Origin of the sequence: Paraburkholderia phymatum, assembly GCF_040965635.1 — a bacterium.
Lineage (GTDB): Bacteria > Pseudomonadota > Gammaproteobacteria > Burkholderiales > Burkholderiaceae > Paraburkholderia > Paraburkholderia phymatum_B.
In genome coordinates this window covers 45,607-71,150 of sequence record NZ_JBFRCH010000025.1, presented here as the reverse complement: position 1 = coordinate 71,150, position 25,544 = coordinate 45,607, and the positions used below count along the sequence as shown (strand labels likewise).

Genomic DNA, 25,544 nt, shown 5'->3' with positions numbered 1-25,544 from the left:
CCTTTCCAAAATCTCTTTAGTAGCGCACGCTCCGCCCTCGTGCAGCGCTGTAAATTCTGGCGCTTTCCGCACGCATTTCTCCGCGGCATTTTTCCCAAAGATTCAAAGCCTTCAAACTGCTTGCCGCGCGTAGTATGCGTCCGCTACACTCGCCATTCGCTGACCATTCGGTCGGCATTTCAACGTATTCGAATTAACTCAAACATCGGGGCATAGAGGAGCGGAATGAAGTCGGCATTGCGTTGGATCAGCGCGGCATTGGTCGCGGCGGGCGTGTGCGCAACGTACAGCGGCGCGACATGGGCGGACGTGAAAATCGGCGTGACAGTGTCGGCAACGGGGCCGGCGGCCTCGCTCGGCATTCCGGAGAAGAACACCAGCGCGCTGCTGCCGAAGGAGATCGCGGGCCAGAAAATCGACTACATCGTGCTCGACGATGCAACCGATTCGACGCAAGCCGTCAAGAACGCGCGCAAGCTCACCAGTGAAGATCACGTCGACGCGCTGATCGGCTCGACTGTCGTGCCGAACTCGCTGGCGATGATCGACATCGCGAACGAAACGCAAACGCCAATGATCTCGATGGCAGCGGCGGCGTCGATCGTCGAGCCGATGGATGCGAAGCGTTCCTGGATCTTCAAGACGCCGCAGAACGACATCCTGATGGCGACGGCCATCGCGCAGCATATTGCGAATCACGGCGTGAAGACGGTGGCCTTCATCGGCTTCTCGGACGCGTACGGCGAGAGCTGGTTCAAGGAATTCGGCAAGGCCGCCGATCTCGCGAAGATCAAGGTCGTCGCGAATGAACGTTTCGCGCGCAACGACGCGTCGGTGACGGGCCAGGTGCTCAAGATGATGTCGCAGAACCCGGATGCCGTGTTGATCGCCGGCGCGGGCACGCCGGCCGCGCTGCCGGAAAAGACGCTGCGCGAGCGCGGCTACAAGGGCAAGTACTATCAGACGCATGGCGTCGCGAACAACGACTTCCTGCGCGTGTGCGGCAAGGACTGTGAAGGCACGTATCTGCCTGCGGGTCCGCTACTCGTTGCCGATCAATTGCCCGATTCGAATCCTGTGAAGAAGGCATCGCTCGCGTACAAGCACGCTTATGAAAGCGCGAATGGCACTGGTTCGATTTCGACTTTCGGTGGCCACGCTTGGGACGCAGGCCTGCTGCTGCAGCGCGCGATTCCCGTCGCGTTGAAAAAGGGCCAGCCGGGCACGCCGCAATTCCGTGAAGCGCTGCGCGCCGCGCTCGAAAGCACGAAGGACATGCCGGGCTCGCACGGCATCTTCAACATGAGCGCGAACGATCACGCGGGTCTCGATCAGCGGGCGCGCGTGATGGTGCAAATCGTCGACAGCAAATGGAAGCTTGCTTCCGATTGAGCGAGAAGAATTAACGAATTCGAATTCATTCATAAAGACGCGGGCAGTTGACGCGTCTTTTTTATTGCACGCGAGATGAATCGAATAAGGCAGTGCGGCTTCACTCTGATCCGCAGGGGAGACAACTAAAGCGGTAAAGCCTGGTTTGACGCAATTGCAACGAGCAGGGAAAACCATGCTTGGCAGGCTTATACCCGATAACTAGATTCAGTTACCCGGTTCTCGAACTGGATTACGACACGCATTTAAAGCGTTTGGAGACATGCAATGAAAACGACAAAGAAGTGGGTCCGTTCCGCGATTGCAATGGCGCTCGTTTGCGGCGCGAGTGGGGCAATGGCGCAAGTGAAGATCGGTGTCACGCTGTCCACCACGGGACCCGCCGCATCGCTCGGTATCCCGGAGAAGAACACGATTGCGCTGCTGCCGAAGGAGATCGCAGGCAAGAGCGTGCAATACATCGTGCTCGACGACGCATCGGATACGAGCCGCGCAGTGCAGAACACGCGCAAGCTGATCGACGAAGATCACGCCGATGCAATCATCGGCTCGACGGTGACGCCGAATTCGCTCGCAATGCTCGACCCGATCGCCGAAGGCAAGACACCGATGATTTCGCTGGCGGCATCGGCTGCCATCATTTCGCCGATGGACGGGAAGCGGACATGGGCATTCAAGACGCCGCAAAACGATGGCTTGATGGCCGACGCGATCGCCGAGTACATGGAGAAGCGCGGCGTGAAGACGGTGGCGTTCATCGGCTTTGCGGATGCGTATGGCGAGAACTGGTACACGGTCTTCAGCCAGGCAGCGAATGCACACCATCTGAAGCTCGTGGCCAACGAGCGCTATAACCGCACCGATGCATCGGTGACGGGGCAGGTTCTGAAGATCGTTGCATCGAATGCGGATGCCGTGCTGATCGCAGGCTCGGGCACGCCTTCGGCACTGCCGGCGAAGGCGCTGAAAGAGCGCGGCTACAAGGGCAAGATCTATCAGACGCACGGCGTCGCGAACAACGACTTCCTGCGCGTGTGCGGCAAGGACTGCGAAGGCGAATTGCTGCCCGCGGGCCCGATTCTCGTCGCGGATCAGCTGCCCGATTCAAATCCGGTGAAGAAGTCGTCGGAAGCGTACAAGAACGCTTATGAGAAGGCGTATGGCGTGGGCTCCGTTGCGACGTTCGGCGGTCATGCGTGGGATGCGGGCCAGATGCTCCAGCGCGCGATTCCCGAAGCGCTGAAGAAGGGCCAGCCGGGCACGGAAGCATTCCGCGTCGCGCTGCGTGACGCGCTCGAGAACGTCAAGGATCTGCCACTCGCGCACGGCATCATGAACACGACGGCCACCGACCACAACGGTCTCGACAAGCGCGCACGCGTGATCGTCGAAATCTCCGATGGCAAGTGGAAACTTCAGAACGACTAAGAAGGTGCGCAACGCTCGCAACGCGTGACCATGAGTCGGTAGGGCATCTCTTAAGTCGCGCGGCCATTTCTGGTCGATAACGATGGCAAGCTCTGCCGCGTCGTTTTCTCAGGCGCGGCAGTTGTTTTATGAAGTGCGGCTTCGCTTCGCGGCTGGTGGTCGATCAGCCGGTTCTCACTGCGGTTCTCTCCGTTTCTCAGTTTCGATTTCGACGTTCCAGGACGAGGAAGTATGGATCTATCAATTGCGGCGATCCTCGCGCAGGACGGCATCACGACGGGCGCGATCTACGCATTGCTCGCGCTCGCGTTGGTGCTGGTGTTCTCCGTGACGCGCGCCATTTTCATCCCGCAAGGGGAGTTCGTTTCGTACGGTGCGCTGACGCTCGCCGCGTTGCAGACGCAGAAGTTTCCGGCGACATGCTGGCTGCTGATGGCGATGGGGCTTGCATGCTTCGTCATCGAAGTGACCGGCATGGCGCGGCATGCGGAGCGGCGGCGTCATGCTGCACGTACGCTGGTGACGCTGGCGGGCAAGTATCTGCTGTTCCCCGTCGCTGTCTACGCGATTACGCGCGGCGTATTCATGCAGCCGCTGCCGATGGTCGCGCAGATCGCATTGACGCTGCTGATCGTCGTGCCGATGGGGCCGTTCGTCTATCGCCTCGCATACGAGCCTGTCGCCGAAGCGACGACGCTCCTGCTGCTGATCGTGTCGGTGGCCGTGCACTTCGCGATGGTCGGCCTCGGGCTCGTGATGTTCGGCGCGGAAGGCTCGCGCACCAATGCGTTCACGGATGCGACGTTCAACGTCGGCAGCATGTCGATCTCAGGACAGAGCGTGTGGGTCGTCGGCGTGGCCGTCGTGCTGATCGGCGTGCTGTACGTGTATTTCGACCGCTCGATCTCGGGCAAGGCGTTGCGCGCGACGTCGGTGAACCGGCTCGGCGCGCGGCTAGTTGGTATCGGCACGACGCAGGCAGGGCGACTCGCGTTCACGCTTGCGGCAGGCCTCGGCGTGCTGTGCGGGATTCTCGTCGCGCCGCTGACCACGATCTACTACGACTCGGGCTTCCTGATCGGCCTGAAGGGCTTCGTCGGGGCGATCATCGGCGGGCTGGTCAGTTATCCGCTCGCTGCGGCGGGTTCGATACTCGTCGGATTGCTGGAGTCGTATTCGTCGTTCTGGGCCAGCTCGTATAAGGAAGTGATCGTGTTCACGCTGATCATTCCGGTGCTGCTCTGGCGGAGTCTCGCCAGCCCGCATGCGGAAGAAGAGGAGGAGTGACGCGATGAAACGCATCATGCAAAACAAGTTCTTCTGGCTGTTTCTCGTGGTGATGTTCGCGTTGCCCGTGCTGCCGCAGCCGATTCGCGTACCCGAGTACTGGGTGACGCTGCTCAACTACATCGGCCTTTACTCGATCGTTGCAATCGGTCTTGTGTTGCTGACGGGAATCGGCGGAATGACGAGCTTTGGACAGGCGGCGTTCGTCGGCGTCGGCGCCTACACGACCGCGTATCTGACGACGCAGTTCGGCGTGTCGCCGTGGCTCGCGCTGATCGCCGGCGTCGTCCTGACAGCTTTGATCGCGTTGCTGCTGGGGGCCGTGACGATGCGGCTGTCGGGGCATTTTCTGCCGCTCGGGACGATCGCGTGGGGCCTCGCGCTGTTCTTTCTGTTCGGCAACATGGAGATGCTCGGCAAATACGACGGGATCAACGGGATTCCGGTGCTGAACGTGCTTGGCATCAACCTCGAATCCGGCCGGCATATCTATTACCTGATCTGGATCGTCGTACTCGGCGCGGTCGTGTCTGTTCAGAATCTGCTTAATAGTCGTCCGGGTCGGGCGATCCGCGCGCTGCGTGGCGGCGGCCTGATGGCGGAGGCGATGGGCGTCAATACCGCTTGGATGCGCGTCGTGATCTTCGTCTATGCGGCGGTGCTGGCGGCGATCTCGGGCTTTCTGTACGCGCACTTGCAGCGCGCGGTAAACCCGACGCCTTTTGGTCTCAACCACGGCATCGAGTTTCTGTTCATGGCCGTGGTGGGCGGCGTCGCGCACGTCTGGGGCGCGGTACTGGGTGCGGCAATTCTCACCGTGCTTCAGGACTACCTTCAGACGCTGCTGCCCAAACTGCTCGGCGAGAACGGCAACTTCGAAATCATCGTGTTCGGCATTCTGATGGTGCTGCTGCTTCAGTATGCTCGCCGGGGCGTGTGGCCGTTCGTCGCGCGAATCTTCCCTCACGGCCCGCATGCGCACGTGCCCGATCACGCGGAAGGGCTGCCGCAGCGCAGCAAGCCGGCCGCGGGCGAAGCGCTGCTTGTCGTCGACAAGGCGCGCAAGCAGTTCGGCGGTCTGGTGGCGGTGAACGATGTCAGCTTCGATGTGAAGGCGGGGCAGATCGTCGGTCTGATCGGCCCGAATGGCGCGGGCAAGTCGACGACGTTCAATCTGGTCACGGGCGTGCTGCAAGCGACAAGCGGTGCGATTACGTTCCGCGGCGAGCGTATCGACAAGCTGAATTCGCGTGAAATCGTCAAACGCGGCATCGGACGGACGTTTCAGCACGTGAAGCTGCTGCCGGGCATGACCGTGCTGGAGAACGTCGCGATCGGCGCGCATCTGCGTGGACATGCCGGCGTGTGGCGCAGCGTGGCGCGCCTGAACGCCGCGGAGGAGGCGCGTCTGATGGCGGAGGCCGCCCGACAGATCCGACGCGTCGGTCTGGACGAGCATCTGTACGACGAAGCGGGCAGTCTCGCCCTCGGCAAACAGCGGATTCTGGAGATTGCGCGTGCGCTTTGCTGCGACCCAACGCTTCTGTTGCTCGATGAACCTGCGGCAGGCCTGCGTTACCAGGAAAAGCTGCAGCTGGCGACGTTGCTGCGCAAGCTGCGCGAGGAGGGTATGAGCGTGCTGCTTGTCGAGCACGATATGGACTTCGTGATGAATCTCACTGACCGGTTAGTCGTGATGGAGTTTGGGACGCGAATCGCGGAAGGGCTTCCGCAGGATGTGCAGAACGATCCGGCTGTGCTGGAAGCCTATCTGGGCGGGGTGGAGTGATGGAGAATCAAACGACGAATCAAGCCGCGGCGCAGCCGATTCTCGAAGTGAACAGCCTGGCGGTCCGCTATGGAAAGGTCGAAGCGCTGCACGACGCAAGGATTGCCGTGCGTCCCGGTCAGATTGTTACGGTGATCGGTCCGAACGGCGCGGGAAAGTCGACGCTGCTCAACGCGATCATGGGCGCGTTGCCGCTGACGGGGCATGCGAAGGGCGCAATCACGTATCTCGGCGAAGACGTGAGTGCCGTACCCGTCGAGAAGCGGGTAGCGCGCGGCATGTGTCTCGTGCCGGAGAAGCGCGAGTTATTCGCGACGATGACGGTCGAGGACAATCTGTTGCTTGGCGCTTATCGTCGCAAGCGTGCCGGCGATCGAAACTATCTGGATCAGCTCGAACCGGTGTTCGAAATCTTCCCGCGTTTGAAGGAACGTCGCAAGCAGGCGGCGGGAACGCTGTCGGGAGGCGAGCGCCAGATGCTGGCGGTCGGCCGCGCGCTAATGGGTAAGCCGGATCTGTTGATGCTCGACGAGCCGAGTCTCGGCTTGGCGCCGCTGATTGTGAAGGAGATTTTTCATATCATTAGCGCGTTGCGGCAAACGGGCGTCGCGACGCTTTTGATCGAGCAGAATGCACGCGCGGCGCTGCAAATTTCGGACTATGGCTACGTGCTGGAAACGGGCGAACTGGCTCTGGAAGGCGCCGCCGACGCGTTGGCACAAAATCCCCGCGTGATCGAAACGTATCTCGGTCTTACGAAAAAGATAGCGCGTAGCGGAAGGAATTTGTGACAGGTTGGCTGTCAAATGAGCGGCGTGTTTCACGTGAAACACGCCGTTTTTTATTCCTATGCCCATTGGACGAAATTGGTGTCAAAAGCGAACCCGCTATAATTTCGGCCATATATTTTCCTTGAAGGCTCACGGCGGGTCCGGCGTGAGATCTGCGATGCTTTATCCCAAAGAGTTTGACGTAATCGTCGTTGGCGGTGGCCATGCCGGCACGGAAGCCGCTTTGGCGTCCGCGCGCATGGGCAACAAGACGCTCCTGCTGACGCACAACATCGAAACCCTCGGCCAAATGAGCTGCAATCCATCGATCGGCGGCATTGGAAAGGGCCATTTGGTGAAAGAGGTTGACGCACTCGGCGGCGCAATGGCGGCGGCAACCGACGAAGGCGGCATTCAGTTCCGCGTCCTCAACTCGTCGAAGGGCCCGGCAGTCCGAGCGACCCGTGCACAGGCTGACCGCGTGTTGTACAAGGCGGCTATCCGTCGGCGGCTCGAAAACCAGCCAAATCTTTGGCTTTTCCAGCAATCCGTCGACGATCTGATGGTCGAAGGTGATCGCGTTGTTGGCGCAGTGACGCAGGTTGGTGTCCGCTTCCGCTCGCGCGCAGTGGTTTTGACGGCCGGCACCTTCCTGGACGGGAAGATCCATGTCGGGCTCAACAACTATACGGGTGGACGGGCAGGAGATCCTGCCGCGGTATCGTTGTCGGCGCGTCTGAAAGAGCTGAAACTGCCGCAAGGCCGTCTCAAGACGGGCACGCCGCCGCGCATCGACGGTCGCACCATCGATTTTTCGAAGCTGGAAGAACAGCCGGGCGACCTCGATCCGATTCCGGTTTTCTCTTTTCTCGGACGCGTTGAGCAGCACCCGCGCCAAGTGCCGTGCTGGGTCACGCATACGAACGCACAAACCCACGACATCATTCGCGGTGGCTTGGACCGCTCTCCGATGTACACCGGCGTGATCGAAGGAGTTGGACCGCGCTACTGTCCGTCGATTGAAGACAAGATTCATCGGTTTGCATCGAAGGAATCGCATCAGATCTTCCTTGAACCGGAAGGGTTGACTACCAACGAGTTCTATCCGAATGGCATCTCGACGAGTCTCCCGTTCGACGTCCAGCTCGAGCTGGTTCGCTCGATGGTCGGCCTCGAGCACGCGCACATCCTTCGTCCCGGCTATGCGATCGAATATGACTACTTTGATCCGCGCGGGCTGAAGGCGTCGCTGGAAACGAAGGTGATCAACGGCCTGTTCTTTGCCGGTCAGATCAACGGAACGACCGGCTACGAAGAAGCGGCTGCACAAGGGCTGCTGGCGGGCATTAACGCCGGCTTGTACGTCCAAGGTAGAGAAGCGTGGACGCCGCGCCGTGACGAGGCGTATCTGGGTGTGCTGGTCGATGATCTGGTGACGCGCGGTGTTTCCGAGCCGTATCGGATGTTCACGAGCCGTGCCGAGTACCGCTTGAGCCTGCGTGAAGACAACGCGGATATGCGTTTGACGGAGATTGGGCGCGAGCTCGGCGTCGTGGACGATGTCCGCTGGGACGCTTTCAGCCGCAAGCGCGACGCTGTTTCACGTGAAACAGAGCGTCTGCGGACGACGTGGGTCAACCCGAAGACGCTTTCGTCTGAGGAAGCGACTGCGCTCCTCGGCAAGCCGATTGACCACGAATACAGTCTCGCCGACCTTTTGCGTCGTCCAGGCGTCTCGTACGAGGGCGTTTGCGGTCTGCGTGAAGGAACCTGCGGCCCAGTCGAGCCGCTCGTCGGCGACGAAGTGCTGCTCGCGCAGATCAAGGAACAGATCGAGATCGGCGTCAAATATCAAGGCTATATCGAACGGCAAGCAGGTGAGATCGAGCGAAACGGAGCGCAGGAGAATACGCGATTGCCGGAGAACCTCGATTACGCCGAAGTTCGGGGGCTGTCGTTCGAAGTGCGTCAGAAGCTGATGCAGTTCCGCCCTGAAACCATCGGTCAGGCTTCGCGTATTTCGGGAGTTACGCCGGCCGCCATTTCGTTACTGATGGTTCATCTTAAGCGCGGCCTTGGCCGCCGTTCGCAAAAGCCCGCCGACGCTGGCAACGACAGCACGCCGGTGGCTCAATGACGGCGCGCTCCAACACAGTGGCCGACCGCGAAGCGCTCGCTGGCCTCCTGGAAGAAGGTACGCGTGAATTGGGCATCGACCTTAGTTCGGAGCAGCAGAGCAAACTTCTCGATTACGTCGCACTCCTGGCAAAGTGGAACGCCGTCTACAACCTGACGGCAATCCGCGATCCGCGGCAGATGCTGGTTCAGCACATTCTGGATTCGCTCTCGATCGTGCCGCATCTCGCCAATCTTGGGCCGTCGTCGGTACTGGATGTCGGCTCGGGTGGCGGTTTGCCCGGTATCGTGCTGGCCATCGTGTTTCCCGGTTGGTCTGTCACCGTCAACGATATCATCCACAAGAAGTCAGCCTTCCAGTCGCAGGCGAAGGCCGAATTGGGTCTCGCGAACCTGTCGGTCGTGACTGGGCGGGTCGAAAGCCTTAGACCCGGCGTCGAAGTCCCGGGAAAATTTAATGTGATCGTCTCGCGCGCATTCGCAGAACTCACGGATTTCGTTACACTGGCCCGTCACCTCGTCGCGGACAACGGAGCCATCTGGGCGATGAAGGGCGTGCGACCCGACGGAGAAATCGAGCGCTTGCCAGAGGGCACGCATGTCAAGCAGGTGATTCGTCTCAAAGTGCCATCGCTGGATGCCGAACGGCATCTCGTCGAAGTTGCCGTAGGCTGATGAACAAATCGAAATCTCATTAAACAGGCTGCAAAGGGACACTAAAAAGATGGCAAAAATCTTCTGCGTTGCGAACCAGAAGGGTGGAGTCGGCAAAACGACGACCGCGGTCAATCTCGCCGCGAGCCTCGCATCGCAGGGACAGCGGATCCTGCTCATCGATCTCGATCCGCAAGGCAACGCCACCATGGGTAGCGGCGTCGATAAGGCCGCTTGCGAGAACACGGTTTACGAAGTGCTGGTCGACGGCGTATCGATCGCCGATGCGCGCGTCAAATCGGAAGCCGTTTCGTACGACGTACTGCCTGCCAATCGCGAACTGGCGGGCGCCGAAGTCGAGCTCGTCGGCATGGAAAATCGCGAGCACCAACTCAGAGAGGCGCTGGCGCATGTGGTGGCCGAGTACGACTTCGTCCTGATCGATTGCCCTCCCGCGCTGTCGCTGTTGACGCTGAATGGCCTGTGCGCCGCGCACGGCGTCGTGATCCCAATGCAATGCGAATACTTCGCGCTGGAAGGCCTGTCGGATCTCGTCAATACCATCAAGCAGGTTCACGCGAATCTGAACCGTGACCTGAAGGTGATCGGCTTGTTGCGTGTGATGTTCGATCCGCGCATCACGCTGCAGCAACAGGTATCGGAACAATTGAAAGAGCACTTTGGCGACAAGGTATTCGACGCCGTCATTCCGCGGAACGTACGACTTGCCGAGGCGCCGAGTTACGGCTTGCCGGGCGTCGTGTTCGACCGTGCGTCGCGCGGCGCGCAGGCTTATGTGCAGTTTGGCGCGGAAATGATCGAACGGGTGCGTGCGCTATGACGCTGCGCCATCCATCCAAAGCGGATCGAGGAACCACGATGAACGCAGTAGCACGGAAGAAAGGTTTGGGCAGAGGACTGGAAGCGTTGCTCGGCGGCAGCGCGGAGTTCACGGAGGCCGTCAAGATCAACGGCGCGCCGCACACACTGCCACTCGACAAGATGCAGGCCGGCAAGTATCAGCCTCGCACACGAATGGACGAGGGCGCGTTGCAGGAACTGGCAGCCAGCATTCGCGCGCAGGGTTTGATGCAGCCGATTCTGGTACGTCCGATCTCGCCGGAAAAGTTCGAGATCATCGCAGGTGAGCGACGTTTTCGCGCGGCTCGTTTGGCTGGGCTGGACGAGGTGCCGGTGCTGGTCCGCGATGTGCCGGATCAGGCTGCGGCAGCGATGGCGCTCATCGAGAACATCCAGCGCGAAGACCTGAATCCGCTGGAAGAGGCGCAAGGCATCCAGCGTCTGCTCGATGAATTCAACTTCACGCATGAACAAGCGGCCGAATCGGTGGGGCGTTCGCGTAGCGCAGTGTCGAACCTGTTGCGCCTGCTGAATCTCGCGTCGCCCGTTCAGACGATGCTGCTCGCCGGCGACCTCGACATGGGTCACGCGCGCGCATTGCTTGCCGTCGACGCCGCGACGCAGATCACGCTCGCGAATCAGGTAATCAACAAGCGGATGTCGGTGCGCGAAACCGAAAAACTGGTCACGACGACGACGAAGGCTGCACCCGCCGTCAAGGCCAAGGTGAATAGCGACGGTGGCCGCGATACGCGCCGGCTCGAAGAGGAGTTGTCGGATCTGCTCGCCGCGACGGTGAAGATCAAGCTTGGCCGACGCGGACGAGGGCAGGTGCTCGTCGACTTTGGCGACCTCGACGCACTCGAAGGCATTCTTGCCCGCTTGAGGGGCAGCGCAGCTGCTGCATAACGGTTCACGCGATGCCTGCTGCCGACCGAGCGCTGACGCCTCATCAAAATTTGTTGCACGCGGTCATTCGCTATGTGGCGAAAGAGCCGGTGCTAACCGTGCTCGTCGCGGCATTGATCGCGCTGCAGATACTCCATCCGCGTCCATTGGCGTCGCTCCCTGCGCTCGTCGACTGGCAAACGGTGATGACGCTCGCCGGGCTTCTGGTTTTGACGAAGGCCGTCGAATATTCAGGATTCCTGATATGGCTCGCGCATCGCGTCGTTCATCGGATCCGATCGCAGCGAGGGCTGGCGTATCTGCTGATCGCGCTCGCCGCTGCGCTGTCGACGTTGCTCACGAACGATGTCGCATTGTTCGTCGTCGTGCCGCTCGCGTTGTCGCTGAACGAGTTGACGCCGTTGCCGTTGAAGCGGCTCGTGATCTTCATTGCGATTGCCGTCAACGCCGGCTCCGTTCTTACGCCGCTGGGGAATCCGCAGAATCTGTTCCTTTGGCAGACGAGCGGCGTTTCGTTCGCGGGATTCGTGCTGGCATTGGCGCCGTTGTGTGTCGCGCTGATGGCGATGCTGTTTGCGCTGACGGCAGTGGCGTTCAAGCGCGTCGAACTGGATCTGTCGAAAGACACGGAACCTCATCCCGTCGATCGTTCGCTGCTTGGCGTCGCCGTGCTTCTGTTCGCCGCGTTTGTACTCCTCGCTGATGCGCATCACCCAGGCATCGGACTGATCGGCGTCGGTGTCGGATTTCTCTTCTGGCGGCCTCGTATCGTCATGAAGATCGACTGGCTTCTGCTGCTGATCTTTGTGTTCATGTTCATTGTCTTGAGAAGCGTCGCAGCATTGCCTTGGGTACACGCAGCCGTCGGACAAATGCATCTGACGACGCCGTCGCGAGCCTATGCCGCAAGTGCGGTGCTGTCGCAGTTCATCAGCAATGTTCCGGCAGCGATCATGTTGGCCGAGTTTTCAAAGGATTGGCGAGCATTGGCGTTCGGAGTCAGTGTCGGTGGATTCGGATTTGCGATCGGTTCGCTGGCGAATCTGATTGCAATGAGGCTTTCAGGACAGCGCGGAATGTGGCTGCAATTCCACCTGTTTTCGGTTCCGTTCTGGGTCGTGAGCGGGGTGGTCGGCGGGTGGCTCTTGTTGCATTTTTGACACTTGTGCGAGCGACGAAAATGCGCTCGCGACGTTGTGCTCGTAACACAATTTCTGCGGCATTTCCCCGTCTGTCGCGACCGCCTTACATTTGCAGTCCGACCGCATGAAAATGGGCATTTTCCCGCATCATGAAGCGCCATTTCATGGTAGTGATTGGCCGGGCTAAAGTCTTGAATTGCCTGCAACTATCGCTTACAATCGCCCGGATTTATTTGCTAGGTAACCCCGTAAGCGGTGCGAAAGCTCGCGGGCTGAACAGGACTTTGCGGGAACACTGCGATGGCGGTCAAAGCGTCGAACCAAACGCCGCAACAACGGCACGACGAAAACCGTGAAGCTCGCACCGGTTCGCAAACGTCCGGCGGTCAGGGCGCAGCGCATGACGACGCGTGGGATGCCGAGCAGCAAGATAACAATATCGTTCCGCTCACACGGGCCGAGGCCGAAAAACTGTTCGGTCCGAATGTGAGTCGTCCATCGCGCGTCACACCGTTCAAGGTCGTGATTGCGCAAATGGTTTTGTCCCTGGGTGCGACGCTGTTGTGGTGGCTGTTCTACAAGCCGCCGGGCGATGCTGCGCTGTCAGCCTTCCTGGGAGGAGCGATTTGCTGGGTGCCGAGCGCATTGTTCGCGGCACGTCTTAAGAAGTTGAGTGGCGCCGAAACGGTGATGAGCTGGATGATCGGTGAAGCACTCAAGATGGGGACAACGATTGCGATGTTTATTGCCATCGCATTCTGGTATCACGATGTACGGTGGATTCCGCTTCTCGTGACTTACCTCATCGCTCTCAAGACGTACTGGATCGCGCTCGCCTGGCGCTGAAGCAAGCGAGATACTGGCTGACGCACGGCGTCGGCAACGAGGCGCGCGGGTTCGACAAAGGCCCGCGCTGGCGTGTTCCCGCAAGACAGAATTGCGGCGGGAACGGTCCGGAACGATTTTCGACAAATTGGGTGGCATTAACGATATGGCAGCTAGCGAAGGAACGCGCACTCTGGATCCGTCCGAGTACATTGCGCACCACTTGCAGAATTTTTCCACCGCTCATCAGACGTCGGTCTTCGATCTTCACGTCTGGAATATCGATACGCTTTTCTGGTCGATCGTGTGCGGTGTCGTCACCATCCTCGTGCTGCGTCTCGCTGCGCGCAAGGCAACGTCCGGCGTTCCGGGCCGTTTCCAGTGCGCTGTCGAAATGCTCGTCGAGATGGTCGAGGATCAATCGAAATCGATTATCCACGGCAACCGTACCTTCATTGCACCGCTCGCTCTGACCGTGTTCGTCTGGGTCGCGCTGATGAATTCGCTCGACTTCCTTCCCGTTGACTTGCCTGGTCGTGTGATCGGCTGGCTCGGCCTGTCCGATATCATCTCGCACCACCGGATCGTGCCGACCGCCGACCTGAATGGCACGTTCGGCATCGCGCTCGGCGTATTCGTGCTGATGATCTATTACAACTTCAAGATCAAGGGCGCGGGTGGTTTCGTGCACGAATTGCTGTCCGCTCCGTTCGGCGCGCATCCGCTGCTGTGGATCCCGAACCTTGCACTGAACATCATCGAGTTCGTCGCGAAGACGGTTTCGCTCGCACTGCGGCTGTTCGGAAACATGTATGCGGGCGAACTGCTGTTCCTGCTGATTGCCCTGCTCGGCAGCCTCTGGACCTTCGGCGCGGACACGACGTTGCTTGGCTTCATTGGTCATGTGATCGCAGGCAGCGTGTGGGCGGTCTTCCACATCCTGATCGTGCTTCTGCAGGCGTTCATTTTTATGATGCTGACGCTGGTGTACATCGGCCAGGCACACGACAAGCACTAACACGGCAAGTCGAACCTCTATCCGCTTTAGTTTTTTCTTAAATCCCAGTTCCAAAAAGACTTTTCACAAAGGAGTGATCATGCAAGCTTTCATCGCCAACATCCAGGGTCTGACCGCCATCGGTATCGGCATCATCATCGGCCTGGGTGCTATCGGCGCCTGTATCGGTATCGGCCTGATGGGTGGCAAGTACATCGAGGCATGCGCTCGCCAGCCGGAACTGATGAACCCGCTGCAAACCAAGATGTTCCTGCTTGCTGGTCTGATCGATGCGGCGTTCCTGATTGGCGTTGGTGTGGCAATGCTGTTTGCGTTCGCGAACCCGCTGCTGTCGAAGCTGGCAGGCTGAGGTTCCTCGGAAGTGTGCGCCTGATCTATAACTAATAAGGCGCAAAGCGGAACGGGCACTAAGGCGCTGATCGAGCACTGAATCGATGAGCGCCTTGCCGTTTCCCCCTCCGATCAAGCAACGTTTAAGGAAACACCGTGAATCTCAACGCAACCCTGTTTGCGCAAATGGTCGTGTTCCTGATCCTCGCGTGGTTCACGATGAAGTTCGTGTGGCCGCCGCTGATCAACGCCCTCGACGAGCGCTCGAAGAAGATCGCCGATGGCCTGTCGGCCGCTGAAAAGGGCAAGTTGGAACTCGAAGCCGCGCACAAGCGCGTCGACCAGGAACTCGCTCAGGCACGCAATGACGGCCAGCAACGTATCGCTGACGCCGAAAAGCGTGCAGTCGCGGTCGCCGACGAAATCAAGGCACAGGCGCAAGCTGAAGCGGCGCGCATCATCGCTCAGGCGAAAGCCGACGCGGAACAGCAGGTCGTGAAGGCGCGTGAAGCGCTGCGTGGTGAAGTCGCCGCGCTCGCCGTGAAGGGTGCCGAACAGATCCTGAAGCGCGAAGTCAACCAGGCGGCCCACGCCGACCTGCTGAATCAACTCAAAGCCGAGCTCTGATCATGGCCGAACTTGCAACCATCGCCCGTCCGTACGCAGAAGCGCTGTTTGGCGTGGCCGAAGCTGGTGACATCGCCGCCTGGTCCACGCTCGTGCAGGAGCTGGCACAGGTTGCGCGTCTGCCCGAAGTGCTGTCGATTGCCTCGAGCCCGAAAGTCAGCCGTGCGCAGATCAGCGACCTGCTGCTCGCCGCGCTGAAATCGCCGCTCAAGGACAATGCGCAGGCGAAGAATCTGGTCCGGATGCTGGTCGACAACAATCGTCTGCCGCTCTTGCCGGAAATCGCCACGCAGTTCGAAGAGTTGAAGAACGCCCGTGAAGGTGCGGCCGATGTGCTGATCGTCAGCGCATTCCCCCTCGAAGGTGCGCAGCTGGACGACGTCGTCGCGAGCCTCGAACGCAAATTCAAACGCAAGCTGAAGCCGACGGTTCAAGTGGACCCGTCGCTGATCGGCGGCGTTCGCGTGACGGTCGGCGACGAAGTGCTCGATACCTCGGTCCGCGCGCGGCTCGCCAGCATGCAGACGGCTCTGACCGCCTGAAGCCCTCACGTGGTTGTGGCGGCTGGCACGCAACAGAATTGACTATCAGGAGCGAATAATGCAACTCAATCCCTCTGAGATCAGCGAGCTGATCAAGAGCCGGATCCAGGGCCTTGAAGCGAGCGCAGACGTTCGCAACCAGGGCACCGTGATCTCCGTGACCGACGGTATCGTGCGTATCCACGGCCTGTCGGAAGTGATGCAGGGCGAAATGCTCGAATTCCCGGGCAACACGTTCGGTCTCGCGCTGAACCTCGAGCGCGACTCGGTCGGCGCGGTGATTCTGGGTGAATACGAACACATCTCGGAAGGCGACATCGTCAAGACGACGGGCCGCATTCTCGAAGTGCCGGTGGGCCCGGAGCTGACCGGCCGCGTGGTCGACGCACTGGGCAACCCGATCGACGGCAAGGGCCCGATCAACGCGAAGATGACCGATGCAATCGAAAAGATTGCTCCGGGCGTGATCTGGCGTAAGTCGGTGTCGCAGCCGGTTCAAACCGGTCTGAAGTCGATCGACTCGATGGTGCCGATCGGCCGCGGCCAGCGCGAGCTGATCATTGGCGACCGCCAGTGCGGCAAGACGGCTGTCGCTGTCGACGCGATCATCAACCAGAAGGGCAAGGACCTGATCTGTATCTACGTCGCGATCGGCCAGAAGGCTTCGTCGATCATGAACGTGGTTCGCAAGCTCGAAGAAACGGGCGCGATGGAATACACGATCGTCGTCGCCGCTTCGGCTTCGGAATCGGCCGCGATGCAGTACCTGGCGCCGTATGCCGGCTGCACGATGGGCGAATACTTCCGCGACCGCGGCCAGGACGCGCTGATCGTCTACGACGACTTGACCAAGCAGGCTTGGGCATACCGTCAGATCTCGCTGCTGCTGCGCCGTCCGCCGGGCCGTGAAGCATACCCGGGCGACGTGTTCTATCTGCACTCGCGTCTGCTGGAGCGTGCTGCTCGCGTCTCGGAAGAGTATGTCGAGAAGTTCACGAACGGCGAAGTGAAGGGCAAGAGCGGCTCGCTGACGGCACTGCCTGTCATCGAAACGCAAGCAGGCGACGTGACGGCATTCGTTCCGACGAACGTGATCTCGATTACGGACGGCCAGATCTTCCTGGAAACCGACCTCTTCAACGCAGGTATCCGTCCGGCTATTAACGCTGGCGTGTCGGTGTCGCGCGTCGGTGGTGCGGCTCAGACGAAGGTCGTGAAGAAGCTGTCGGGTGGTATCCGTACCGACCTCGCACAGTACCGTGAACTGGCAGCGTTCGCGCAGTTCGCGTCGGACCTCGACGAAGCAACCCGCAAGCAGTTGGAGCGCGGCCGCCGCGTGACGGAACTGCTCAAGCAGCCGCAATACCAGCCGCTGCAAGTGTGGGAACTGTCGGTGTCGCTGTTCGCAGCGAACAACGGCTACCTCGACGATCTGGAAGTTTCGCAAGTCCTGTCTTTCGAAAAGGGCATGCGCGAATTCCTGAAGTCGAAGCATGCTGACCTGGTCAAGCGCATCGAAGACAACAAGGACTTGTCGAAGGACGACGAGGGCGCGCTGCACGCCGCACTCAAGGACTTCAAGAAGTCGGGCGCTTATTGATCCGCGAGTGATCCGCAAAGCATAAACGGACCTTGAAGCAGCGCGCGGTGCATGCAAATGCGTCCGCGCTGCTTCGATCAAGGAGCAAGCAATGGCTGGAATGAAGGAAATTCGCGGCAAGATCAAGAGCGTGCAAAACACGCGCAAGATCACGAAAGCGATGGAGATGGTGGCCGCATCCAAGATGCGCCGCGCTCAGGAGCGCATGCGCTCTGCTCGCCCGTACGCCGACAAGGTCCGCGATATCGCTGCGCACATGAGCAGTGCGAGCCCGGAGTATCGTCATCCGTTCATGGTGACGAACGATGGCGCGAAATCGGCAGGCTTCATCCTTGTCACGACTGACAAGGGTCTGTGCGGCGGTATGAACACGAACGTGCTGCGCGCTTCGCTCCAGAAGTTCAAGGAGCTGGAAGGTCAGGGCAAGATGCTCGAAGCGACGGCAATCGGCGGCAAGGGTCTGGGTTTTCTGAACCGCCTGCGCGCAAAGGTCGTGTCGAACGTCGTGCAACTGGGCGATACGCCGCACCTCGAAAAGCTGATCGGCGCTGTGAAGGTTCAGCTCGACATGTACTCGGAAGGCAAGCTCTCGGCCGTGTATCTCGCGTACACGCGCTTCGTCAACACGATGAAGCAGGAGCCGGTGATCGAGCAACTGCTGCCGCTGTCGGCGGAACAGTTCGAGCTCAAGGACGAGAAGGGTAGCCCGACGCCGAATACGTCGTGGGACTACATCTACGAGCCGGACGCGCAAACCGTCGTCGACGAACTGCTGGTGCGTTATGTCGAAGCGCTGGTCTATCAGGCCGTCGCGGAAAACATGGCGTCGGAACAGTCGGCACGGATGGTCGCAATGAAGGCCGCGTCGGACAATGCGAAGACGGTCATCAACGAACTGCAGCTCTCGTACAACAAGAGCCGTCAGGCAGCGATCACGAAGGAACTGTCGGAAATCGTCGGTGGCGCCGCGGCAGTCTGACGCTGACGTCGACACGCGGGAGCGCCGTCTGGCGAGTCCACCGAAACTGCGCCGTTGCGCGAGTGAAGAATTGAGTATCTAAAGGAAAAGCGATGAGTACTACTGCTTTGGTAGAAGGCAAGATCGTACAGTGCATCGGCGCGGTGATCGACGTGGAATTCCCGCGTGAGCACATGCCGAAGGTTTACGACGCGCTCATTCTCGAAGGTTCGGAACTGACGCTCGAAGTCCAGCAGCAGCTGGGCGACGGCGTTGTCCGTACCATCTGTCTGGGTTCGTCGGACGGCCTGCGCCGCGGCGTCATGGTGAAGAACACCGCGAAGCCGATCAGCGTCCCCGTTGGCAAGCCGACGCTGGGCCGCATCATGGACGTGCTGGGTCGTCCGATCGACGAAGCGGGCCCGATCTCGAGCGAGACCACGCGCTCGATCCACCAGAAGGCACCGGCGTTCGACGAACTGTCGCCGTCCACGGAACTGCTCGAAACGGGCATCAAGGTTATCGACCTGATCTGCCCGTTCGCGAAGGGCGGTAAGGTGGGTCTGTTCGGCGGTGCTGGCGTGGGCAAGACCGTCAACATGATGGAGCTCATCAACAACATCGCGAAGGAGCACGGTGGTTACTCCGTGTTCGCGGGCGTGGGCGAGCGTACCCGTGAAGGGAACGACTTCTACCACGAAATGAAGGACTCGAACGTTCTCGACAAGGTCGCGCTGGTGTACGGCCAGATGAACGAGCCGCCGGGCAACCGTCTGCGTGTCGCGCTGACGGGCCTGACGATGGCCGAGCACTTCCGTGACGAAGGTCTCGACGTGCTGTTCTTCGTCGACAACATCTACCGTTTCACGCTGGCCGGTACGGAAGTGTCGGCACTGCTGGGCCGTATGCCGTCGGCAGTGGGCTATCAGCCGACGCTGGCTGAAGAAATGGGCAAGCTGCAAGAGCGTATTACGTCGACCAAGACGGGCTCGATCACGTCGGTTCAGGCCGTGTACGTCCCTGCTGACGACTTGACGGACCCGTCGCCGGCAACGACCTTCGGCCACCTGGACGCAACCGTCGTTCTGTCGCGTGACATCGCTTCGCTGGGTATCTACCCGGCAGTGGACCCGCTCGATTCGACGTCGCGTCAGATCGACCCGCACGTGATCGGCGAAGAGCACTACACGATCACGCGCAGCGTTCAGCAGACGCTGCAGCGCTACAAGGAACTGCGCGACATTATCGCGATTCTGGGCATGGACGAACTGTCGCCGGAAGACAAGCTGTCGGTCGCGCGCGCTCGTAAGATCCAGCGTTTCCTGTCGCAGCCGTTCCACGTTGCTGAAGTGTTCACGGGCTCGCCGGGCAAATACGTGCCGCTGAAGGAAACGATCCGTGGCTTCAAGATGATCGTCGACGGTGAGTGCGATCACCTGCCGGAGCAGGCGTTCTACATGGTCGGCACGATCGACGAAGCCTTCGAAAAGGCCAAGAAGATCCAGTAAAGGCTGGGTGTATCGAAGCGGGCGCCGGCTCGCGCGCGGTGGCTGTCGCAAGACTGCCGGCGCACAAGCCTGGCGCCTCGTCCTACGCTCAACCAGCGTTGCATGGGACGAGAGTAAGCGCTAAAGCGCTAACACTCGTCGACAGGAGTCGACATAAATGGCAACCATCAAGGTAGACGTCGTCAGCGCGGAAGAGCAGATCTTCTCGGGCGAGGCGAAGTTCGTTGCGCTCCCGGGCGAAGCGGGTGAACTCGGCATTCTGCCCGGCCACACCCCGCTCATCACGCGGATTCGTCCGGGCGCGGTGCGTATCGAAGCTGAAAACGGCGAAGAAGAGTTCGTGTTCGTCGCTGGCGGTATTCTCGAAGTCCAACCGGGCGCAGTGACGGTTCTGGCCGACACGGCGATCCGCGGCAAGGATCTCGACGAAGCGAAGGCCGAGCAGGCTCGCAAGCGCGCGGAAGAAGCGCTGCAGAACACCGGCTCGAACCTCGAATACGCGACTGCGCAAGCAGAACTCGCGTATGCGACGGCACAGCTGGCCGCGATCCAGCGTTTGCGCAAGCTGCGCGGACAGCACTAAGCAACATCATTTGAAAAGCAGCCCTCGTGGCTGCTTTTTTTGTCTTCTACTTGACGTTTACGGAAAGGTCAGCAAAATCATACCGGCAGTGCCCGAACAGCTAGAAAGTTGCGGGTAAGACTTGATGCCGGTCGGCTCACGACCGGGGCACAATCGGTCGCAAACTCATCTCAATACGGCGAATCATCTCTGGAGACACCACCATGGCAACGCAAGCTGCAGGAGAGGGCGCAAACATCGAGCCGAAGGACGGGCTGTCATACGTGCGCGGTTCGACGGACGTGCCGCTTAGCGAATCGACGGTCGGTCAGTTTCTCGTCGATACCGCGCGGCGCTTCCCCGAACATCCGGCCGTGGTGTTTCGCGAGCAACAGATTCGCTGGAATTGGACGGAGTTTCTGCAAGAAGTCGACACCTTGGCGGCGGGATTGCTGGCACTCGGTATCGAGAAAGGCGATCGCGTTGGCATCTGGTCGCCGAACCGCATCGAATGGTTGATGACGCAGTTCGCAACGGCGCGGATCGGCGCCGTTCTCGTCAACATTAATCCCGCTTATCGCCTTGCCGAACTCGAATACGCGCTGAACAAAGTTGGGTGCAAAGCGATTATTTCGGCGGAGAAGTTCAAGTCGTCGATGTACTTGCAGATGCTTCAGGAACTGGCGCCCGAACTGGCAACCGCCACTCCCGGAAATCTCCACGCCGCGCGCCTCCCGGACTTGCGCATCGTGATCCGCATGTGCGATGCGGAGACGCCGGGCATGCTGACGTTTTCGGATGTGATCGAGCGTGGCCGAATCACGTACGATCCCGCAAAACTCGACGCAGTCGGCGCAACGCTCGACGCCAATGACCCGATCAACATCCAGTTCACGAGCGGAACGACCGGGAATCCGAAGGGCGCGACGTTGACGCACCGGAACGTCGTGAACAATGCGCGCTATATCGCCATGGCGATGCGGCTGACGGAGAAGGACTCGCTTTGCATTCCGGTGCCGCTCTATCACTGCTTCGGTATGGTGCTGGCGGTGCTGGCCTGCGTGTCGGTGGGGGCGGCGATGGTCTTCCCGGGCGAGGCATTCGAGCCCGGCGCGACGCTGGCGGCCGTCGCCGAGGAAAAATGCACGGCGCTGCATGGCGTGCCGACGATGTTCATCGCCGAACTCGACCACCCCGACTTCGCGACCTTCGATCTGTCGCGCCTGCGCACGGGCATCATGGCCGGCTCGCCATGCCCGATCGAGACGATGAAACGCGTCGTTTCGCAAATGCACCTGGCCGAGATCACGATCGCTTATGGGATGACTGAGACGAGTCCGGTGTCATTCCAAAGCTCGACGACCGATCCGCTGGACAAACGGACGACGACGGTCGGCCGCATTCAGCCGCACCTCGAAGTGAAAGTGGTCGATGCAGTCGGGAACACCGTGCCTGTCGGCGAAACGGGCGAGTTGTGCACCCGCGGCTATTCGGTGATGAAGGGCTATTGGGGCGATGAAGCGAAAACGCGCGAAAGCGTCGTCGACGGCTGGATGCACACCGGCGACCTCGCAACGCTCGACGCCGAGGGATACTGCAATATCGTCGGCCGTCTGAAGGACATGCTGATTCGTGGCGGCGAGAACATTTATCCGCGAGAGATCGAGGAATTTCTTTTCAGGCACCCTAAGATTCAGAGCGCTCAGGTGTTCGGCGTGCCCGATGCGAAATACGGCGAAGAAGTGTGCGCATGGATCGTCCTGCGCGCCGGCGAGCATCTCACGGCCGAGGAAGTGCAGGAATTCTGCCGTGGCCAGATCGCGCACTACAAGATTCCGAAATACATCCGTTTCGTCGACGAGCTGCCGATGACCGTCACGGGCAAGGTCCAGAAGTTCGTGATGCGCGAACGAATGATCAGCGAACTTCACCTCAAGGAAGACAAGACGGCCTGACGGCGCATCGCCGTTATCCGGAAGAGGACTCAACGCCGTGTGCAAATCACACGGCGTTTTGTTTTGAGAGGGAATTTGCCGGCTCGCGCACACAGATGGGTGATGCGCAAACGTTTGGCTAGATAAAAAAAAAGCGGGCCTGGAGCCCGCTAAAAACCACACGCTACGGGGTTAGCGCGAGGAGACCATTGGAGGAGTCGAACAACCGGCGCGATCGACGCCGATCACGACTCCAGCAGAGATGCCCCTGATAAGAGAGCTTCGGCATTTACGCCGACCAGCCGTCGAGTTGTCCGAAGACACTACTACCCGGCCGCATCCGTGCTGAACCCGTGAAAGGCATTGTGGGCGAATTAGTTCGCTCGCGCGGTAACAAAGTGTTTCAGGTTGTAACGCCCGCCAGATAAGGCGCAGCGGGATTTATTGCGATAGGGAAGCGATTTTGGTGCAATTATTACCGATACGTTTTCAGTCGATTTCGTCCGCTTCCGGACTATCGTTCGAAGCGCATGCTGCATCGCGTCGTGCCAGGAATCCCGCCAACACAGGGGCCACGAGTGAATGCAAAGCCTCGAGCCCGAATGCTCATACCGATCCGGACCGCACATGCTTGAAACTCGCGCTTGGCTGCGCAGTTGCATATTGCCGCAACGCGGAATTAGCGGACCGTCCCGCACGGACTCGTAGCTCGCCGGGCGAACCGCAAGCATTGCTCATCACGGACAGAGGCAGCCTCTCGCCCCAACAGGTAAGTGCGACTGCCTTGGCCGTCACAAACTCGGCTCGGTTCGGCTTATTTCAGCCACTTGTCCGAAATGGCTTGATACTCGCCACTTGCTCTCGCGAGGTGCAGCCATTGATCGACGTATTGCTGGAACACGACGTCGCCGCGAGGCACCATCCACGCCTTTTCCCCATACTGGAACGGCTTGTCCGGATGCACGGAGCACAGCCCAGGGTTGAGCTTCTGCTGCAGGAGGGTCTCGGACGCATCCGTTACCATCACGTCGGCCTTGCCCGCGAGGATCTGCTTGAAGATGGTCACGTTATCCGGATAAACGGTGAGATTCGCGTGGTGGAAAAACTGACGCGCGAAGCGCTCGTTGGTGCCGCCAGGATTGAAGATCACGCGCGTGGACTGTTGGTCGATCTGCGCGACCGTCTGGTACTTGTTGACGTCGTCGCAGCGCACGATGGGCGTCTTGCCGTCCACCTGGTACGCCTCCGTAAAGAACGCGCGCTTCTGCCGGTCCAGCGTGGTCGAAACGCCACCCACGGCCACGTCGCACTTCGCGACGAAGTCGTTCATCAGATTCGACCACGACGTCTTCACGAATTCCGCCTTGACGCCGAGCGATTTGGCGAGCGATTCGGTCATGTCGATGTCGATGCCTTCGAACTGCCCGTCCTGCTTGTAGAACGAGTACGGCTTGTAGTCGCCCGTCGTGCAGGCCCGCAGCGTGCCCCGTGCCGTGATTTCGTCGAGCCGCGATGTTGAAGTCGCGGGGGCGGATGATGCGGCACTTTGCGCATGGGCTGCGCCGACGCAGCACAGTGCAGCGGCGAGAAGCAAGCTGAATTTCTTCATTGAATCTCCTCTATCGTTGTTTATTGTGGGCCAACGGAACGGATAATAGCCTGCGCAACTATCTGTGACCATCGGCGGGAAGGCATAGGACAAACAGCAATTGCGGGGATTACGCAGGTTGCCGCCGACGCCCAGCGGTTAAAATGCCGCTTTGCCTTAAGTTGCAAGCGACGTGGCCCACAATCTCCTCAACGACACCTTCCTGCGCGCGCTGCTGCGCGAGCCGACCGACTACACGCCGATCTGGCTGATGCGCCAGGCGGGGCGCTATCTGCCCGAATACAACGCGACGCGCAGCCGCGCAGGCAGTTTCCTCGGACTCGCGAAGAATCCCGACTACGCGACGGAAGTCACGTTGCAGCCGCTCGACCGCTATCCGCTGGACGCGGCGATTCTTTTTTCCGATATCCTCACCATCCCCGACGCGATGGGTCTCGGTCTCGATTTCCAGGTGGGCGAGGGTCCGAAATTCGCGCGGCCCGTGCGCACCGAGGACGACGTCGCGCGCCTCGCGGCGCCGGATATCGACAGCACGCTTCGCTACGTCACCGATGCCGTTCGCCAGATCCGCACGGCGCTCACCGACGCGCAAGGCCGTCAGCGCGTGCCGCTGATCGGCTTTTCGGGCAGTCCGTGGACACTCGCGTGCTATATGGTCGAAGGCGGCGGTTCGGACGACTTCAGAACCGTCAAGTCGATGCTCTACGCACGGCCGGACCTGATGCACCGCATTCTCGACGTCAACGCAAAGGCAGTCGCCGCCTATCTGAACGCGCAGATCGAAGCGGGCGCACAAGCCGTGATGATCTTCGATACGTGGGGCGGCGCGCTCGCGGATGGCGTTTATCAGCGCTTCTCGCTGCACTATATTCAGCAGGCTGTGAGCCAGTTGAAGCGCGAGCACGACGGCAACCGCGTGCCGGTGATCACCTTCACCAAAGGCGGCGGCCTGTGGCTCGAAGAGATCGCGGCGACGGGCGTCGATGCCGTCGGGCTCGACTGGACGGTCAATCTGGGCAAGGCGCGCGAGCGCGTCGGCGGCAAGGTGGCCCTACAGGGCAACATCGATCCCTCCGTGCTGTTTGCGCCGCCGTCGACGATTCGCATCGAGGCGCGCGCGGTCCTCGACAGTTTCGGCAACCACCCGGGTCACGTCTTCAATCTGGGGCACGGTATTTCGCAGTTCACGCCGCCGGAACACGTCGCCGAACTGGTCGACGAGGTGCATCGGCACAGCCGCGCGATTCGGGCAGCGGGCGGCAACCAACCGGCATAAAGCGGGCTCATCGCATTGTGACGGTTTTGTTGCAGTGCAACGACGCATGCTCTCGGCCGAAGGCGGAAATTGGCGTTCCATAGGCCGCCCGATGGTGCTCCCGACGTTGTCAAGACTTGACTTATGCACATTTGTCACGTTGCGCCGCAGTAGAGGGATTGATTGTCACACCTGGCTCGAAAAATCCGCAGATCTCTGGTCAATCCCTTGAGTGACAAGGCTTTGCGGATCTTAAGACAAATGTGCCCTATCCCACAGAGAGGCCCGCGCGGCGCGGTCTTCGGCGCATTCGGACCGAGTTCTCAACAAAGTTATCCACAGGCGGGGCGGGCGGGACGCAATTGTTGAGACAAATTCAAAACTTAGCGCCGAAATTGAAGTTTTACT

22 protein-coding genes are annotated in these 25,544 nt (G+C 60.2%); 21 read left to right on the top strand and 1 reads right to left on the bottom strand.

The features are described from left to right. The first annotated feature begins 225 nt into the window (after positions 1–225). From AB4Y32_RS29945 to AB4Y32_RS29850, 20 genes are all read left to right on the top strand, one after another. The gene (locus AB4Y32_RS29945; RefSeq protein WP_368724789.1) at positions 226–1,392 is read left to right on the top strand and encodes an ABC transporter substrate-binding protein; all 1,167 of its coding nucleotides are present in this window, start codon (positions 226–228) and stop codon (positions 1,390–1,392) included. A 267-nt stretch (positions 1,393–1,659) separates the two neighbouring features. Further along, positions 1,660–2,820, top strand: coding sequence for an ABC transporter substrate-binding protein (locus tag AB4Y32_RS29940; RefSeq protein ID WP_368724788.1), 1,161 nt, complete (start codon positions 1,660–1,662; stop codon positions 2,818–2,820). A gap of 231 nt (positions 2,821–3,051) precedes the next feature. Next, complete coding sequence (locus AB4Y32_RS29935; protein WP_368724787.1) at positions 3,052–4,107, top strand: branched-chain amino acid ABC transporter permease; 1,056 nt, start codon at positions 3,052–3,054, stop codon at positions 4,105–4,107. Between the two features lie 4 nt (positions 4,108–4,111). Next, positions 4,112–5,896: a branched-chain amino acid ABC transporter ATP-binding protein/permease gene (locus AB4Y32_RS29930; RefSeq protein ID WP_368724786.1), complete on the top strand. Its 1,785-nt coding sequence runs from the start codon at positions 4,112–4,114 to the stop codon at positions 5,894–5,896. After that, entirely contained in the window at positions 5,896–6,687 is a 792-nt protein-coding gene (locus AB4Y32_RS29925) for an ABC transporter ATP-binding protein (protein ID WP_368724785.1), read from the top strand. Before AB4Y32_RS29930 ends, AB4Y32_RS29925 begins: the two co-directional genes overlap by 1 nt. 157 nt (positions 6,688–6,844) lie before the next feature. Then, positions 6,845–8,803 carry a tRNA uridine-5-carboxymethylaminomethyl(34) synthesis enzyme MnmG gene (gene mnmG / locus AB4Y32_RS29920; RefSeq protein ID WP_368724784.1) on the top strand — a complete coding sequence of 653 codons (1,959 nt, stop codon included), beginning with the start codon at positions 6,845–6,847 and terminating at the stop codon, positions 8,801–8,803. After that, the gene (gene rsmG / locus AB4Y32_RS29915; RefSeq protein ID WP_368724783.1) at positions 8,800–9,477 is read left to right on the top strand and encodes a 16S rRNA (guanine(527)-N(7))-methyltransferase RsmG; all 678 of its coding nucleotides are present in this window, start codon (positions 8,800–8,802) and stop codon (positions 9,475–9,477) included. Before mnmG ends, rsmG begins: the two co-directional genes overlap by 4 nt. A 49-nt stretch (positions 9,478–9,526) precedes the next feature. Further along, positions 9,527–10,297: a ParA family protein gene (locus AB4Y32_RS29910; protein WP_368724782.1), complete on the top strand. Its 771-nt coding sequence runs from the start codon at positions 9,527–9,529 to the stop codon at positions 10,295–10,297. Between the two features lie 38 nt (positions 10,298–10,335). Beyond that, positions 10,336–11,226, top strand: coding sequence for a ParB/RepB/Spo0J family partition protein (locus tag AB4Y32_RS29905; RefSeq protein WP_368724781.1), 891 nt, complete (start codon positions 10,336–10,338; stop codon positions 11,224–11,226). An 11-nt stretch (positions 11,227–11,237) separates the two neighbouring features. Continuing rightward, positions 11,238–12,386 (top strand): SLC13 family permease, encoded by a 1,149-nt coding sequence (locus AB4Y32_RS29900; protein ID WP_368724780.1) that lies wholly within the window; start codon positions 11,238–11,240, stop codon positions 12,384–12,386. A 282-nt stretch (positions 12,387–12,668) separates the two neighbouring features. After that, positions 12,669–13,214 (top strand): ATP synthase subunit I, encoded by a 546-nt coding sequence (locus AB4Y32_RS29895; RefSeq protein WP_368724779.1) that lies wholly within the window; start codon positions 12,669–12,671, stop codon positions 13,212–13,214. 145 nt (positions 13,215–13,359) lie between these two features. Continuing rightward, positions 13,360–14,211: a F0F1 ATP synthase subunit A gene (gene atpB / locus AB4Y32_RS29890; RefSeq protein WP_368724778.1), complete on the top strand. Its 852-nt coding sequence runs from the start codon at positions 13,360–13,362 to the stop codon at positions 14,209–14,211. A 79-nt stretch (positions 14,212–14,290) separates the two neighbouring features. Beyond that, on the top strand, positions 14,291–14,560 hold the full coding sequence (atpE, locus tag AB4Y32_RS29885; protein WP_007180033.1) for a F0F1 ATP synthase subunit C: 270 nt from the start codon (positions 14,291–14,293) through the stop codon (positions 14,558–14,560). Positions 14,561–14,697: 137 nt separating this feature from the next. Next, positions 14,698–15,168, top strand: a complete 471-nt coding sequence (locus AB4Y32_RS29880; RefSeq protein ID WP_087738543.1) for a F0F1 ATP synthase subunit B — start codon at positions 14,698–14,700, stop codon at positions 15,166–15,168. Between the two features lie 2 nt (positions 15,169–15,170). Next, positions 15,171–15,710, top strand: coding sequence for a F0F1 ATP synthase subunit delta (locus AB4Y32_RS29875; RefSeq protein WP_368724777.1), 540 nt, complete (start codon positions 15,171–15,173; stop codon positions 15,708–15,710). 58 nt (positions 15,711–15,768) lie between these two features. Next, on the top strand, positions 15,769–17,310 hold the full coding sequence (gene atpA, locus AB4Y32_RS29870; protein WP_368724776.1) for a F0F1 ATP synthase subunit alpha: 1,542 nt from the start codon (positions 15,769–15,771) through the stop codon (positions 17,308–17,310). 91 nt (positions 17,311–17,401) lie between these two features. Further along, entirely contained in the window at positions 17,402–18,289 is an 888-nt protein-coding gene (atpG, locus tag AB4Y32_RS29865) for a F0F1 ATP synthase subunit gamma (protein ID WP_368724775.1), read from the top strand. Positions 18,290–18,381: 92 nt separating this feature from the next. Further along, positions 18,382–19,776, top strand: a complete 1,395-nt coding sequence (atpD, locus tag AB4Y32_RS29860) for a F0F1 ATP synthase subunit beta (RefSeq protein ID WP_368724774.1) — start codon at positions 18,382–18,384, stop codon at positions 19,774–19,776. Positions 19,777–19,933: 157 nt separating this feature from the next. After that, positions 19,934–20,359 (top strand): F0F1 ATP synthase subunit epsilon, encoded by a 426-nt coding sequence (locus AB4Y32_RS29855; protein ID WP_368724773.1) that lies wholly within the window; start codon positions 19,934–19,936, stop codon positions 20,357–20,359. A 203-nt stretch (positions 20,360–20,562) separates the two neighbouring features. Then, positions 20,563–22,293 carry an AMP-binding protein gene (locus tag AB4Y32_RS29850; RefSeq protein ID WP_368724772.1) on the top strand — a complete coding sequence of 577 codons (1,731 nt, stop codon included), beginning with the start codon at positions 20,563–20,565 and terminating at the stop codon, positions 22,291–22,293. A gap of 793 nt (positions 22,294–23,086) precedes the next feature. Here AB4Y32_RS29850 and AB4Y32_RS29845 read toward each other — a convergent pair. Beyond that, a complete protein-coding gene (locus tag AB4Y32_RS29845; protein WP_368724771.1) occupies positions 23,087–23,881 on the bottom strand; it encodes a transporter substrate-binding domain-containing protein in 795 nt (264 codons plus the stop codon). Positions 23,882–24,053: 172 nt separating this feature from the next. On the opposite strand from AB4Y32_RS29845, the gene hemE reads away from it, so the two are divergent. Continuing rightward, positions 24,054–25,157 carry a uroporphyrinogen decarboxylase gene (hemE, locus tag AB4Y32_RS29840; RefSeq protein ID WP_368724770.1) on the top strand — a complete coding sequence of 368 codons (1,104 nt, stop codon included), beginning with the start codon at positions 24,054–24,056 and terminating at the stop codon, positions 25,155–25,157. Positions 25,158–25,544: the final 387 nt, after the last annotated feature.